Origin of the sequence: Cobetia sp. SIMBA_158, from assembly GCF_046566945.1 — a bacterium.
GTDB lineage: Bacteria > Pseudomonadota > Gammaproteobacteria > Pseudomonadales > Halomonadaceae > Cobetia > Cobetia amphilecti.
Map to the genome: position 1 here is coordinate 1 of NZ_JAWJYL010001184.1, position 232 is coordinate 232.

A 232-nucleotide genomic window follows, 5' to 3' on the forward strand; every position below is an offset into this window, starting at 1 on the left:
GGTGCGCGACGTGGCGCTGCTCGATCCGGCCGCGTTCGACATTCTTGTCGAAGGCACGGGCAATCCGTCGGTCGGTTACCGCGCCGCGCGCGCCGCGCTCGAAGCGAAGCGCCATGTCGCGATGGTCAGCAAGGAAGTCGACGCCGTGGCGGGCGTGTCGCTCGCGCAATTCGCGGCGCAGCAAGGCGTGGTCTACACCACGGCGGACGGCGACCAGCCGTCGAACCTGATC

Annotated in this window: 1 pseudogene; it reads left to right on the forward strand. The window is 69.4% G+C overall.

Going from position 1 to position 232, the window contains the following annotated elements:
• Positions 1–232 (forward strand): annotated as a pseudogene (locus R2R70_RS23490) (NAD(P)-dependent oxidoreductase); the annotation flags it as partial.